We start from the raw sequence: 13,203 nt of genomic DNA on the forward strand, positions 1-13,203 counted from the left end.
CTTCACTCAGCTCTTTTGCAATGGGCTGATGGTTGACATCGGCCAGAAAGCAGTAAAGGAAACCAGCCCGTGCATTATAGGGATCGCCTGGCTGGTCAGATTTGGCATGATGGACATGATGGGAAATCGCATAGATCTCTTCCGGAATCATGCTGACAGTCAGATTTTGCGTCACAATCCGCCAGAATTTGTTGCGGAATTTATACGCGCCATGGGTACAATACCGGTGATGCCAAATCGTGCCGTGTGTGCCCATAATAATCATACTATATACAAAGGCTGCGGCAAATAAGGGTAAGCTAATAAACTTAAAAAGAAATAGCATCAGTAACGGTATTGTGCACAGCACCTTGACCCAGCTCATTAAGGGAAGCCAGTTCCTGCGGTCTGCAAAGACATTCAACCTGGTAAAAAATTCCGTTAAAATCTGCCCTGCCTTTGGTTTGATCAGCTCACCTGCCTGATCAGACCACCCATATGATGGGGTTTGTAATACTCTATCAATAAATGCCATAAAGTTTTTTAATGTCCAATATTCTGCGAAGCGGTGCCCTAGCAATTATCGATCCATCCGTGAGCATTTACTTTCCCTGAAAAACTACAAAACCATTGATCGCTTCCCATAAATGACCAGTGTATTCGGCGGTAGGGTAAGCCGGACCGATTTTCCATTCCTATCCTCTATATTTAATTCCGCTGGGATTTGTCCAGGTCCTAACAAGCGGTACAGTTTTTCATCTGCGGCATACAGGGCTTGATCTATTGTCACATACAATGCGGCTTGCTTACGCTGGTCCAAATTTATCGCACATAAGACTTCGCGATCATCTAATATTTGCGACCAGGCCAGAATGTATGGAAGATTGTCTGTGTGGGGCCTTTGTAAAGTAAATTCCCTTCCGTCCTCAGAGGTGGGCCGCCAGTGATGTGACCCTTCTTTAAGAGCTGGTTGCGATTCAATAAGCGACTGCAGTTTCGCCATTGCCAACGGATTTTTTTGATAAACTTTCAAAAATTCTCGTATTGTCAACTTGATATCGGCCTGCGGCCATGTTGAATTGGTTGTTTTGTCCATTTGTAATAAGTAAACAGCAAGTGTAAGTAATGATCCGGGATCAATTTGAAGCTGCCATTTCAACCTATTCCCATTAAGGATTTGTTCATAGGCTTTTAACTCTTCAATACTTCTAAATTCAAGTTTTCCCAAATTAGGTTTATCAAATCCGGCTATGTTTGGTCACATTCTATTAAAAATTATTCAAAGCCGGAGCGAAGTAAAAAAATTATTCCTGATAGTGGAAACCACTGTAGTCAGGGTAACCAATGGCCGCCGATCCACCTCCTGTTTTGCCATGCTAAATGCAAAAATGGGTCTCGGATTATCCATCCATTTTTTACGCAGAGTAAAACTATTTTCTTGAAATAGGCAAGGTATTTCATCGTCATATTGTGAGAGATGTTTCTTTTACCCTTCAAGTAAAATGCATAGGCTGAGATTAGACTGTAATCCAACTTATCCCCATTTTAGGCCGATCATCAATACCAAGCAGCACGTGTTAGACAATGCATTATGCCTTTGCTGGTGAGTCATTTCAACTTTCGAAGCTGACTCTCGAATTACTCGCCAGAATTTTGTTAATAGTTGCATATTTCAACACTTTCTCAAAAAAAAACCGTAAATCATTGATTTTCAGGGTTTTGATTGTTTTTGATAAGTTATCTGGTGCACCCAACAGTACAAAACTCGAACTTTTTGTTAGAGGATTTGAGGAAGTTGGCGGCGTTGTTTTCCAAACACTACTGACCCAAGAACTGCCTGAGAGCTCGGGGAAAATGGATTATAAAATGCGTTATCTCAACCAAATACAAACTCTGCGTATCAGTCTCCAAGATCGCTGAGCAGCACACGCATCGAAACGTTGCATTATCATCAGTTTTTCTGCTATTATTATTTGTACCATATCATACTTGATATGAATAATTAGTACGATATAGTATTATATTTGAATAAGATTTTAATCCAGTGTTATATCGTTCGCACCGCCGAACTATACTTCCAACTTTTCGGATGTAGAGATCGCCTGAATATTTGAAATAAATGGCAATGAATTTAAATGGAAAAAATATCCTGGTTGTGGGCGGAAGCTCTGGGATCGGTTTGTCACTGGTGAAAATCCTACTAGAACACAACGCATCGGTCTATGTGATTTCGCGGACAAAGCCAGCCGATCTCCCCGAAAGCATATCTCACCTGCAAGCTGACGTAACAGGCGACCTTGAAGCAGTCAGCGGGTTTCTGCCCGACCAATTGCACGGTTTGGTTTATTCGGTTGGCAGCATTAACCTGAAACCATTCAACCGCCTCACTTCCGACGATTTTCTAAATGATTATCACATTAATGTCTTGGGAGCTGCCCGGATTATTCAGCATGCAATGAAGCCATTGAAGAATGCGGCGGGAGCTTCTGTTGTTTTGATAAGTTCTGTCGCGGCCAATACCGGCCTACCTTATCACGCAAGTATTTCGGCAGCCAAAGGTGCCGTTCAGGGACTGGCCATATCGCTGGCTGCTGAACTGGCTGGTCAGAAGATCAGGGTTAATGTAGTGGCGCCGTCACTTACGGATACGCCCATGGCGCAAAACCTGCTGAGCTCACCCGAAAAACGCGATGCATCTGCAAAAAGGCATCCGCTTGCAAAATATGGGCAACCGGAAGATATCAGCAAGTCCATTGCGTTTTTGTTATCGGATGACAGCAGCTGGGTAACCGGCCAGATCATCGGTATTGACGGGGGCCTGGGAAAATTAAAAACAGCATAGTATGGCTATAAATATGAAAAGTGGGCGGTTAGCCGCAGAGGCAATCATATCCCGACAGAAATAAACTACTAAATGAAATCATACCAGCTTATTCATGAACTAATCTCACTGGTTGAACAGCTCGAACAGCAGAATCCGGAAAGAGAGGTGACCATGCAGGATTTTGCCGGATTTATGGTTCACACCGTCGGCAGCTCTGCGCAGAACGTTGCGTCTGCCGCCCGTATTAGCCACGATGTCCGGTTTGGTAACAATGAGATAGCCGCACAGGAACAAGCATTCCAGCTTGATAATAACATCGGCCAATTGTTTGTTTACATGAGCCGGTATGCGAAATCGTACATTAAAAAAGCGCTGGACGATACGGCGTTACTGACTGCTGAGGATTTTACAGCGCTGGCGATTCTGCTCACGCATGACAACCTGTCTAAAAGCGAGCTGATCCAATACAATTTGCAGGAAAAAACCTCGGGTACGGAAGTGATCAGACGGCTTCTGGCGGCCGGACTGATCGAGCAATGGGATGACGAAAAAGACAAAAGAAGCCGGCAAATCGCCATCACGGACCAGGGCAAACAGTTGCTTTATACGGTGTTCGAAGACATGAACCATGTGGGCAAAATGATCTCGGGAAATCTTACCGTTTCCGAAAAACTGACACTTCGGTATTTACTTCAAAAGTTAGAGGATTTTCATCAGCAGCATCATCAACAAAAGACGATTTCCAGTAAAGCGGATCTGAAACGGGTAACGGAAGCGCTTATTGACCAAAAATAAGCATAATCATTCCCTCAATTCCAGCTGTCCATCCGTTGCAACGGGCTGCTCATCCGTTTTCAAAGGCCATTGACACCAGACGCAGAACGGATCCGGCAGAACCCAAGGTTGTTAAAATGATTGTAAGTACAATTTTAAAACACCTTACCAATTCAGATTATGAAAACGTTCACAACAATGACAAGCCTAAAAACATGCCTGTTTGCAGCAATGTTGGCCTTTACACTTTCATCCTGCAACGACGATGACGACGACCCGACAGCAGATCCGGGAGCTGGCAACATTCCCGCCGTTGCATCCGCGGACCCTCAATTTTCAACACTTGTTGCGGCTTTAACGAAAGCTGAGCTCGTTACCACCCTCCAAGGTGCTGGTCCTTTTACCGTTTTCGCACCAAACAATGCAGCCTTCACAGCAGCAGGCATCACCAGCCTGGACCCGCTGACCAAAGATGCATTAACCCCGATCCTGACTTCACACGTGGTGAGCGGCACTGTGAAAGCCGCCGATGTGAAAAGTGGTACCGTAGAAACGGTTAATACCAACAACGATATTTATCTGTCCAAAAACGCGGATGGCGTGTTCATCAATGGCAAGATTAAGGTGATCGCAACCGATGTTGCGGCTTCCAACGGTGTGATCCACGTGATTGATAATGTGATCGTGCCTCCTACCCGATCGCTGGTGGAGATTGCGCAGGCAGACACTAGTTTTACCGAGTTGGTATCGCTTGTGCTGGCGGCTGATCCGGCGGTTGCCACGGCACTTACCTCGGCTGTTAACGGCCTGACCGTGTTTGCCCCTAACAATGCAGCATTCCGGGAATTGTATAAAACGACGCCAAAAGCCACATTGCTTGCACCTGCCAACCGCGCATTGCTTACCAGTGTTCTGCTTTACCACGTAGTGCCTGGCCGCGTTTTCTCCACAGATCTGCCAAATGTTTCTGGGCCTGTTGCCACCGCTAATACAGGTAAATCTGTAACCTTCGACTTGGCTGGCGGAGCGAAAGTGGTGAGTACGACAAGCGGTGCATCCGACATTACAGCAGCTAATATCCTGGCAACCAATGGTGTTGTTCACGTGATTGACAAGGTTCTAATGCCCTAAACTAAAATGAACGGCAGATTGGCTGACGGTTGCATTCAATCGTGTTGCCAATCTGTTTTATCTGACTAACTCGCCGCAGTCATGTTCCATATCAGGTATCGGTTCGGGTTTATGTTTTTGCTGGGGGCTTACTCCTTCCTGAACACATTGCTGCTCGAGACTTTTGCCTATTATCACTTTGGCGCTGACCAATTTGTGATTTTTCTGCTTTTTCTGGGAGTTACGGCCGGGATTTGGGAAGGAAACAGGATCTGGGACAATTGGCTATCAACCAGGGACATTGAGCCATTTTGGAAACGGATTGGCTATCATCTTGCCGGAAGCGTCATCATCACAGCGCTGGTAACATTTATGTTAGGCATTCCAACGGCTTATTACAGCCTATCCACCGATTGGAGCGAATGGAAACTTCCTTTGAAGCTCCTGCTGATGTTCTGTTTCCGGGTGAACCTGTTTTTGAATACCATTCATGTCATTTTTTTATACATGAAAAAGCTTGAAGAAAGCCACAAGCAACTGGAAACTTACAAAAGAACCACCAGCCAGGCCCAGCTCCAATCGCTCCGAAATCAGGTTAACCCGCATTTTTTATTCAACAACCTCAGCGTTTTGACTGCGCTCATCGCGCAGGACACAGCTGCTTCCGTGGAATTTGTGAGGCAGTTCTCAAACGTTTACCGCTATATTCTTAAAAGTGATGAGAAGGAATTGATCGAGCTGCGGGAAGAACTGAAATTTATAGACTCTTATTTATATCTGCTCAAAACCCGTTTCGAGGCCGGGCTGAGTATCGAGGTCGATATTTCCGAAGGCTGCCTGTCGGCATATATCCTGCCGGTATCCATTCAGATGCTCGTTGAAAATGCGGTAAAACACAATATTATTTCCAAAGGCAAACCATTGCGGATTGAAATATTTTGTCTTGATAATGAGTCCATTACCGTCAGGAACAACTTGCAGAAAAAGATAATAGAAGATGACCGGTCGACCCGGCTGGGGCTGACTAACATTGCTAAAAGATATGATTTCCTGGGACATCACGGCGTGACTGTATCGCAAACGGACCAGTTTTTCAGCGTAACAATCCCGCTGATCCGACTCAATGCTCCGCATAATAACCTGGCGTATTACGATTGATACTGATTAACATTCAGATTTACCTTCCATGAAAGTACTTATTTTAGAAGACGAAGCCCTTTCGGCCAGAAGAGCTTCCCAGTTACTGACCGAATACGATGCGGACATTGAAGTGCAACAAGTCCTGGATTCGATAGAAGAGGCAGCCATCTGGCTGAATCAAAACCCCGAGCCCGACCTGATGCTGCTGGATATACATTTGTCCGACGGGCTCTGTTTTGGGCTGTTTGACAAAGTGACCGTGAAGAGCCCGGTTATATTCACCACAGCTTACGATCAGTACGCATTGCAGGCATTCAAAATGAACAGCATCGATTATTTGCTCAAGCCACTGGACAAGGGCGACCTCACGCGGGCATTGGATAAATACCATCTCTTAAAACACGACCGAAAAGGCGTTTCCACCCTGGATATAGAAAATCTCAGAATGACTATTCAGGCGCTGACCAAAAAATACAAGACACGGTTTTTGGTCCGGTATGGTGACACCATTCATTTCAAGAACATTGAAGAAGTTGCCTACTTCTACGCGGACGACAAGGTGGTGTTCATGGTGACGAACGAAGGAAAAAAATACCTGATGGACAGCAATCTCGAAAGCCTGGAAGAAATGCTTGACCCCGCTTTGTTTTTCAGGATCAACCGGAAGGTAATAGCGCGGATCGAAGCCATTCAAAAAGTTAAGTCATTGCTCAGCAGCCGGTTGCAAGTATTCTTAAAGCCGGTATTTAACCAGGATGTATTTGTGAGCAAATACAAAAGCCATGAATTTAAGAACTGGCTCGACAACTAGAGATTCCAATTTTTACCTACCCAACCTTCACATTATGAAATTACTCACTACCCTATTTATCTTTTTCACCGCCGGCTGGACATCCATTGCACATGGGGATCGGTGCGGACTTGTATGCCGTGCAAACGTTTGTGCCTGTAGTTTTAAGCGTCAGGGGTGATTTCACGAGCAAAGGCTCCAAGAAGATTCCATTCTACTTTCTGGAAGGCGGTTATGGGTTTAATGCAACTTCCAACGATGTGGATAGCGTCCGTTTCGGCGGAGGCGCTACCTTGCAACCGGCAGCACCATTTAGGCTCAGGAAGCGAATGCCCACAAAAGCTCCCGCTTCCTTTGCGACTTGCTATAAATAGATCCGGTACATCAGGTTTGGGAAGATGCCAAACTGCGTGAAATAACCCACAGAACCAGATTTACTGTCATCGTAATATTCCGAAATCCGGCTCCTGCGATTGGTAATGTTGTCAATATTGAGAAAAAGCTCGCGGGTTGTTTTACGTTTATTGACTTTATAACTAGCCGAGAAAGTGAGCTGGTAAATGTCGTCGATCTTGTTTTCGTAAGCTTTGTCGTAATCCCAGATCGTACCACTTTCCGGCTCGGAAGTAACCTGTCCTGCACTGTTGCGCAGTAGTGGAATGTACTTTTTTCCCCCGCCGAAAAACACTTTTGCATTCAGTGAGATGGTCTTGTTATGCTTGCGGCCCAGGTTACTAAACTCCTTGCCAGCCAACACATTCACAAGGTAATTGTCAGCATAGGCCGTGTTTCTTTCTTTGCCGTCAAGCGGCGTGTATTTGGACTGGTACAAAGAGGAATTTATAAGAAAATAGTAATTCTTGTCAAAAAACCTTTCAATCGTCAGCTCAATTCCATAATTCCGGCCCTTTCCTTTATTGACAAGCTCAACGTAGCGAAAGTCCTGGCCTTCATTAATGGTCGCATAAGAGCTGGTATCGGAGTTTTCGACGGGCAGATTGTACAAATGCTGGTAGTAACCTTCCGCTTTGATTCTAAGATTCTCCGTTAACCGGTATTCATAACCTGCCACAAAATGGTGCGCTTTGAGCAAGCCCAGATTCCGGTTAGGCTCTGTGTAGCTTCCATTAGGTTGTTTTACTTTTGCAAAATAATTGTGTACCCGGTCCATGGTGCTATGCAGACCATATCCAGCATTGACTGTTCCCCGGCTACCCGCATTCCAGCGCATCGCCAGTCGTGGTTCGAGCGTGCTTTTTTTGTTGTAAAGTACATTCATATTGTGGAGTCCTACTACAATGGTTACCGTGTTTCCGGCCCTGTATTTCCAGCTTATAAAGTTGCGAAGCGTAGCAATCCCCTCCTCGAAGTCAGACAGGACCTGAGGCGCGCCAGTGCTATCGTCCAGAAAGCTTTGCGCATAAGAAAAGTTATTATACGCAAACTTGGCCCCGACCTCAATCCGGTTGCGTGCATTCAACTTATTATTATAAGTGATTGACGCGCGATAGTTGGTATTGTTCAATCGGCTTTTGTAGTTGGGCCTTTTGTTTGCCAACGAGTCCCTCAGCCACTGGCCCGCGTCATCACGGATTTTGATGACATCGGACTGATCGATATCCTCATTGATCCCATTCCCTGAAAAGGAAAGCAGCGTCGATAATGATCCGTTGCTACTGATTTGCAAGCGATGCGAAAGGCCTGCATTTATCAGAAATGAACGTTTATCATAGTCTTTTCTGATTGTTTCCCGAGCCGACTGATTTCCCGGAATCGGGGCTGTTCCGGGATTAAAGTCAGCAAGATATACCTTACTTAACCCGCCCAGGCCAAACAAGGAGAATGAACCCGCTTTTTTGGTTGGTAAGGATAATTTGAATGCGCCATCCTGAAATGTCGGAGCGCCGCCTTCTATGTCCACCAATCCTATGTCACTTAAAAGACCAATGGTGGAATACCGGTAATTGGCCAAAAACGATCCCTGATAGTCTTTTCGAAATGGGCCTTCCAAAGTCACATCGGCACCCAGAATCCCTAATCCAAGAATAGACTGAAATTGCTGATTATTCCCACTCCGAAGCTTCACGTCATACACACCCGAAAGCACATCACCGTATTCCGCCGAAAATGCGCCTGTGTAAAAATCCGACGTAGCGAGCAGATTGTTGTTCAATGCGCTGACACCGCCGCCCACTGAATTCTGGTCGGCAAAATGATTGGGGTTGGTAATCTCCACACCTTCGAGCCGCCACTGGACATATTTTGGCGAATTGCCCCGAACGATCACTTCATTGCTGCCCGTAGAATTGTTGGTAACCCCCGCAAAGTTCGACAGAATCATAGCCGGGTCATTGAAACCTCCGGCATATCGCTTTGTTTCATCGAGTGAAATAGACCTGCCGCTCAATAGAGCCATATCATTTTGCGCCTCGCCTTTGTTTTCGGTTGCAGTCACGACCACTTCATTCAACTGAGTGGTTGCTTCCTGCATAACCAGATCCAAAACCACCTCCCGGCCCGCATCGACAACAATGTTAGAAACCTGACGCTGCTCGTACCCAACAAGGCGAAGTTCCAGTCTGATACGGCCCAATGGAATTTGTTCTAACAAAAATCGGCCCGACTGGTCCGTTACTGTTCCTTTTACCGGCACTGATCCGGCAACGAAAACCGTCGCACCGACTAATGGCTGCTTGCTGTCGGCGTCGGACAATGTCCCGCGGATGTTTTGAGTGAGGGTCTGAGCGCTCCCGGCTATGCCTAATAGCGAGAAGAATGTTAAATACAGGTACTTCATGTTACTTTGCTAATAGTTGATATTCCGCAAAGTTGAACCGAAGTCAACCGGCATCCATTGACTTTGGTTAAGAAATGAAAAGCGAACGTTGTACCATTTTAGCCCGGATGAAGTTTCAAGGCGATAAGTGAAATACCGGTTTTTTCGAAATGGAAGGCTTGACACCGCCTGCCGTTTTTAATAAAGCACCTTCCCAATATTATGTATCTTGTATTGAAGACTCGATACTTAACGTTTCGACTCCTGAAATGGACGTCGAGGCTTTTAGCAAATTCCCAAAATTTGAATCGCTTTGCAGAATTCTATCAGAAGAGCTTCTAGTTAAACAGCAAACCAAATTTGACGAGTTTAAGACCTCTTCCCCTGAACAACGATACCTGAATTTACTGCAATCGCGACCAGACCTTATTCAGCGTGTGCCACAGCATCAATTAGCGAGCTATTTAGGTATCACACCCGAATCTTTAAGCAGGTTAAGAGCAAGGATCACGGAGAAAGATAAGGCGCATATCAACGCTTCTCAGCCTGCTTCCGTGGTTTAAAATAACTTTTCAACCCGTACAGTCTGAATAATCCCAAGCGGCAAAATGCCTCCTACCAATATCAATCCGAAAGATTGCATATCCAACGCCTGCAGGGAAAGTACTTGTTGTAACTGACGTACTTCGATCTTGTTCTGGGTCAGTGTGCCGGTTTTATCTGTAAAAATCACATTAGTCCCGCCGAGCGTTTCCACCGCCGAAAGTCGTTTTACGATCACTTTCTTTTCAGCAAGTCTGAGCATTCCGTATGCAAGTGCGACGGTTGCCACCACCGACATTCCTTCGGGTATCGCTGCAATGGCCAGCGCAACCGCAGTTTCTATTAGCTGCTTTGTCTGCTCTCCTCGCAGCAAGCCTACTACCAAAAACAGAATCGCCAAACCAATAGTGATCCAGATCAGTACTTTTGCCAGCGAATCGAGTTTAGCTTCAAGCGGTGTCGCAGTGCGTTTGGCCTGGTGCACCATGGTCGCGATTTTGCCCAATTCCGTCGCCTGACCAATGCCGGTAACGATGGCTTTGGCATTCCCGCTAGTTACAGCTGTACCTTTAAACAACCGGTTGTGCTGGTCGCCAAGTGACGCATTAGAAGCGGAGGGTTCAACACGTTTTGCCGATGGGAGCGATTCGCCCGTTAAGGCAGATTCATCTACTTCAAGTTGGTTGGACTGCACAATGTTGGCGTCCGCTGGTACCAGATCCCCGGCTTCCAGCACCAGTATATCCCCTTCGGTGACGTTTTCAGAATGTATCTCCATGATTAGCCCGTCCCTTTGAACCCGGGCCGGCGTCGTATCCAGCTTGCGAAGCGCTTCCATGGATTCGCGCGCGTTGTATTCAAGTAGGAATCCGGTTGCCGCATTGATGACAATAACAGCCAGGACGGCAAAGCCTTCGACTGTGTCCCCCATTAAAAATGAGACTACCGATGCTGCTGCCAGTATCCATACAATAAGGCTGTTGATTTGCCGGAGCAGTATTGCCCAGAGGCTCTCAGGCTTCTCGCGGCTCAGCTCATTGAGTCCCAAACACTGATTCCTGGATTCGGCTTCGGAACTCGAAAGACCCTTTGCAATGTCAGTTTGAAGGGTTTGGGCCAATTGCTGCGGACTGACTTCCTGAAAGGTTTTGGTCATATGTTTTAAAAGGGCTAGTCTGCGGCTATATCCTTGATAATCTTACTGCGTTTCTCTTCGTCCAGATATTTGATCCTGCCAATAGATATCATGAAATTGTATGTTTAGTGGTTGACAGGGACTGCTCAACCAGCGAGATAACCGCCATCAACCAGATAATACGAACCTGTAACAAATGACGATTTTGAGCTGCTTAACCATAACACTAATTCAGCAACTTCCTCAGGTTCTCCCAGCCTGCCAATAGGGTGCTTGGTCACCAGCCAGTCGAGCGTACCAGCATCCATGTCTTTGAGCAGCGGCGTTTTAATAAAGGCAGGCCCTACTGCATTGGCCCTGATACCTTTTACGCCATATTCTAATGCTATATTTTTTGTTAATCCAACAACCCCGTGCTTGGCAGCGACGTAAGCCGGACTGTTTGCAAATCCCACATTTCCCAGGATCGAAGCCATATTAACAATCGTGCCCCCACCAGCATTCAGCATTGCTGGAATTTGATAATGCATTCCATAAAAGACACCGGAGAGATTGATACCTATCACTTTGTCCCATGCCTCGATCGGGTATTCTCCCACTGGTGCCGAAGCACCACCGATTCCGGCATTGTTGCAAGCGATATGTAAGGCGCCGTAAGTCGCAACTGCCGCATCGACAAGTGCCGCATTGTCATTCGGAGAAGACACATCTGCCTTGAAAAAGAAAGATTCTCCTCCTGTCCGGTTTATCATGTCCAAGGTTTCCAGCCCTTCCCTCTCCTGAATATCTGAAACGACCACCTTGGCCCCCTCAGCGGCATAGGCTAATGCTACGCTTCTGCCAATTCCGGAACCAGCTCCGGTAACTATTGCAACTTTATTAAGTAACTGCATGATGCCTTTATATTATGTAAAAAGATGCGACGAAGGTATTGAGACACTTAGCTAGATTAATTGACTTGCGTGGCAATCCATTATGATATTCGTCAGGTTTAGCTCGCTTTTTAAGAATACCTACATGGCCATTGACTCCCCTTGGGCCTATCAGGATTATGCCGATACCGCTGTTCCTCTTTACAAACAATTTATTTTGGGCGCCTTTGAAGCCATCATTACGCCGATGATCCTGCTCATTGCACTCGCACAACTTTTGATTGCATTGTCAATGCTATTCAAAGGCCAGTTCCTCATTACCGGGTGCTGGGCTAGCATTATTTTCCCTGTGGGCCTTTTTGTAATAACAAGGTTGTTCACTGACATTGTCGTATTACCCCCTCTGAATAGTCGTTTTTGCACTCAACGTTATTTGGGCTATTGTTGTACTATTGCTCCGTCAAATACTCTAAAGAATCAAATGAGAAAAATCATTACAAACACCTTCATGACCTTGGACGGTGTCATGCAGGCTCCGGGCGGCCCGGATGAAGATACCGATAGTGGATTTGAATATGGTGGCTGGTCGGTAACACAGTGGGATCAGCTCATGAACGAGGCAATGATTGAAGCCATGAAGGACCCGTATGATCTTTTATTAGGCCGTATCACCTACGAAATTTTTGCGGCTCACTGGCCGGCGCTAAAAGATGACCCCACAGCTGACTTGTTTAACCGGATCAACAAATATGTTGCGACCAATTCACTGACCGATGCTGCTTGGGAAAATACGGTGCTACTCAATCAAGATACAATTGAGCAGATAAAAAGCATTAAGTTAACCGATGGCATTGACTTACAAGTACATGGCAGCGGCAACCTGATTCAATCTTTGCTGCACCACGGACTTATTGATCAAATGAATATCTGGATCTATCCTCTTGTTATCGGAAAAGGGAAAAGACTTTTTGGGGATGGGACCGTCCCAGCTAACTTCAAACTTGTCAAACATCTAGTCTCGCCTACTGGTGTCATCATTACGTCCTTTGAGCAAAATGGGAAAGTACCAATCGGCTCATTCGCTTCTTAGGTGCGGCTCCATTCAAATATTATCGAGCAGTTCATCGATTTCAACAGGTTCCCTTTCCAGTGCATTGTACCCAATTATGCCACATTATCTATTTGTTTTTCAGCGGGTTAAGATCTCTCAGACGTAGAATGCCATCCTTAGAAAGATGATGTTGAATGTCCACTATTAAG

The 13,203-nt window shown here is 45.9% G+C and carries 13 protein-coding genes and 2 pseudogenes; 9 read left to right on the plus strand and 6 right to left on the minus strand.

The features are described 5' to 3' along the window. The 3 genes and pseudogenes from LZG74_RS25855 to LZG74_RS25865 form a co-directional block, all read right to left on the minus strand. Positions 1 to 514 (minus strand): annotated as a pseudogene (locus LZG74_RS25855) (fatty acid desaturase); the annotation flags it as partial. Between the two features lie 84 nt (positions 515 to 598). Then, positions 599 to 1,207: a hypothetical protein gene (locus LZG74_RS25860; protein WP_233799350.1), complete on the minus strand. Its 609-nt coding sequence runs from the start codon at positions 1,205 to 1,207 to the stop codon at positions 599 to 601. Between the two features lie 104 nt (positions 1,208 to 1,311). Next, entirely contained in the window at positions 1,312 to 1,512 is a 201-nt protein-coding gene (locus tag LZG74_RS25865; RefSeq protein WP_310589388.1) for a phage integrase SAM-like domain-containing protein, read from the minus strand. A gap of 51 nt (positions 1,513 to 1,563) precedes the next feature. On the opposite strand from LZG74_RS25865, the gene LZG74_RS25870 reads away from it, so the two are divergent. The 7 genes from LZG74_RS25870 to LZG74_RS25900 all read left to right on the plus strand — a co-directional run bounded on the left by LZG74_RS25870 (position 1,564) and on the right by LZG74_RS25900 (position 6,991). Next, the gene (locus tag LZG74_RS25870) at positions 1,564 to 1,899 is read left to right on the plus strand and encodes a hypothetical protein (RefSeq protein WP_233799351.1); all 336 of its coding nucleotides are present in this window, start codon (positions 1,564 to 1,566) and stop codon (positions 1,897 to 1,899) included. Between the two features lie 199 nt (positions 1,900 to 2,098). Beyond that, a complete protein-coding gene (locus LZG74_RS25875) occupies positions 2,099 to 2,821 on the plus strand; it encodes an SDR family oxidoreductase (RefSeq protein WP_310589390.1) in 723 nt (240 codons plus the stop codon). A gap of 72 nt (positions 2,822 to 2,893) precedes the next feature. After that, positions 2,894 to 3,598, plus strand: coding sequence for a MarR family winged helix-turn-helix transcriptional regulator (locus LZG74_RS25880; RefSeq protein ID WP_233799352.1), 705 nt, complete (start codon positions 2,894 to 2,896; stop codon positions 3,596 to 3,598). A gap of 159 nt (positions 3,599 to 3,757) precedes the next feature. Continuing rightward, complete coding sequence (locus LZG74_RS25885; protein ID WP_233799353.1) at positions 3,758 to 4,708, plus strand: fasciclin domain-containing protein; 951 nt, start codon at positions 3,758 to 3,760, stop codon at positions 4,706 to 4,708. Positions 4,709 to 4,789: 81 nt separating this feature from the next. Continuing rightward, on the plus strand, positions 4,790 to 5,845 hold the full coding sequence (locus LZG74_RS25890; protein ID WP_233799354.1) for a sensor histidine kinase: 1,056 nt from the start codon (positions 4,790 to 4,792) through the stop codon (positions 5,843 to 5,845). A 28-nt stretch (positions 5,846 to 5,873) separates the two neighbouring features. Then, a complete protein-coding gene (locus LZG74_RS25895; protein WP_233799355.1) occupies positions 5,874 to 6,638 on the plus strand; it encodes a LytTR family DNA-binding domain-containing protein in 765 nt (254 codons plus the stop codon). Positions 6,639 to 6,730: 92 nt separating this feature from the next. Next, entirely contained in the window at positions 6,731 to 6,991 is a 261-nt protein-coding gene (locus tag LZG74_RS25900) for a hypothetical protein (RefSeq protein ID WP_233799356.1), read from the plus strand. Here the strand turns inward: LZG74_RS25900 and LZG74_RS25905 are convergent. Then, positions 6,982 to 9,414 carry a TonB-dependent receptor gene (locus LZG74_RS25905; protein ID WP_233799357.1) on the minus strand — a complete coding sequence of 811 codons (2,433 nt, stop codon included), beginning with the start codon at positions 9,412 to 9,414 and terminating at the stop codon, positions 6,982 to 6,984. The two genes, LZG74_RS25900 and LZG74_RS25905, sit on opposite strands and share 10 nt — an antisense overlap. A gap of 134 nt (positions 9,415 to 9,548) precedes the next feature. Between LZG74_RS25905 and LZG74_RS25910 the strand changes: the two are divergent. Then, a pseudogene (locus tag LZG74_RS25910) lies at positions 9,549 to 9,956 on the plus strand (Crp/Fnr family transcriptional regulator); the annotation flags it as partial. Here the strand turns inward: LZG74_RS25910 and LZG74_RS25915 are convergent. Together LZG74_RS25915 and LZG74_RS25920 are read right to left on the minus strand one after the other, a co-directional pair. Further along, positions 9,953 to 11,092: an HAD-IC family P-type ATPase gene (locus LZG74_RS25915; RefSeq protein WP_233799358.1), complete on the minus strand. Its 1,140-nt coding sequence runs from the start codon at positions 11,090 to 11,092 to the stop codon at positions 9,953 to 9,955. The pseudogene LZG74_RS25910 and the gene LZG74_RS25915 sit on opposite strands and share 4 nt — an antisense overlap. A gap of 125 nt (positions 11,093 to 11,217) precedes the next feature. Next, positions 11,218 to 11,964, minus strand: coding sequence for an SDR family NAD(P)-dependent oxidoreductase (locus LZG74_RS25920; protein WP_233799359.1), 747 nt, complete (start codon positions 11,962 to 11,964; stop codon positions 11,218 to 11,220). Between the two features lie 124 nt (positions 11,965 to 12,088). Here LZG74_RS25920 and LZG74_RS25925 point away from each other — a divergent pair, with 124 nt between their 5' ends. Further along, entirely contained in the window at positions 12,089 to 13,033 is a 945-nt protein-coding gene (locus LZG74_RS25925) for a dihydrofolate reductase family protein (protein ID WP_233799360.1), read from the plus strand. Positions 13,034 to 13,203 lie beyond the last annotated feature (170 nt).

The sequence above is a fragment of the Dyadobacter sp. CY327 genome (assembly GCF_021390415.1).
Taxonomy (GTDB): Bacteria; Bacteroidota; Bacteroidia; order Cytophagales; family Spirosomataceae; genus Dyadobacter; species Dyadobacter chenhuakuii.

Coding starts and splice junctions, on each gene's coding strand:
- LZG74_RS25870 (WP_233799351.1), top strand. CDS start 1,564: ATGCATTATGCCTTTGCTGGTGAGTCATTTCAACTTTCGAAGCTGACT.
- LZG74_RS25875 (WP_310589390.1), top strand. CDS start 2,099: ATGGCAATGAATTTAAATGGAAAAAATATCCTGGTTGTGGGCGGAAGC.
- LZG74_RS25880 (WP_233799352.1), top strand. CDS start 2,894: ATGAAATCATACCAGCTTATTCATGAACTAATCTCACTGGTTGAACAG.
- LZG74_RS25885 (WP_233799353.1), top strand. CDS start 3,758: ATGAAAACGTTCACAACAATGACAAGCCTAAAAACATGCCTGTTTGCA.
- LZG74_RS25890 (WP_233799354.1), top strand. CDS start 4,790: ATGTTCCATATCAGGTATCGGTTCGGGTTTATGTTTTTGCTGGGGGCT.
- LZG74_RS25895 (WP_233799355.1), top strand. CDS start 5,874: ATGAAAGTACTTATTTTAGAAGACGAAGCCCTTTCGGCCAGAAGAGCT.
- LZG74_RS25900 (WP_233799356.1), top strand. CDS start 6,731: ATGGGGATCGGTGCGGACTTGTATGCCGTGCAAACGTTTGTGCCTGTA.
- LZG74_RS25905 (WP_233799357.1), bottom strand. CDS start 9,414: ATGAAGTACCTGTATTTAACATTCTTCTCGCTATTAGGCATAGCCGGG.
- LZG74_RS25915 (WP_233799358.1), bottom strand. CDS start 11,092: ATGACCAAAACCTTTCAGGAAGTCAGTCCGCAGCAATTGGCCCAAACC.
- LZG74_RS25920 (WP_233799359.1), bottom strand. CDS start 11,964: ATGCAGTTACTTAATAAAGTTGCAATAGTTACCGGAGCTGGTTCCGGA.
- LZG74_RS25925 (WP_233799360.1), top strand. CDS start 12,089: ATGGCCATTGACTCCCCTTGGGCCTATCAGGATTATGCCGATACCGCT.